Source organism: Salifodinibacter halophilus (assembly GCA_012999515.1).
Classification (GTDB): Bacteria; Pseudomonadota; Gammaproteobacteria; order Nevskiales; family Salinisphaeraceae; genus Salifodinibacter; species Salifodinibacter halophilus.
The window spans coordinates 1-250 of record JABEEB010000482.1 but is presented as its reverse complement, the minus strand read 5'-3'; the positions used below and the strand labels follow the sequence as shown (position 1 = coordinate 250).

General features: G+C 74.4%; 1 protein-coding gene. It reads right to left on the bottom strand.

Going from position 1 to position 250, the window contains the following annotated elements:
• Window positions 1-250: translation initiation factor 2 (locus tag HKX41_12540; protein ID NNC24963.1), on the bottom strand; the 250-nt coding region annotated here is incomplete at both ends.

Below are 250 nucleotides of genomic sequence, written 5' to 3'. Positions count from 1 at the left end.
CGCGCATATTCTTCCGGCGTCTGCCCGTCCTCGGGCACGGCCGGGAACTTCGGCGCGGTGCACCCGGGCGACTCTTCCACCAGCAGCACCGCCAGCACGTTCGGGCTGAGGTCCTTGGCCGCGCCGCTGGCCGCGTCCACGCCGACCCCGATCAGGCCGCCGATCAGCGCGTTGCCGGCCATGCGCACCGCGCCGGCGCTGCCCAGTTCGCTGCGCACCAGGGTCTGGGCCTGGCGGTAGCCGGGCTTGC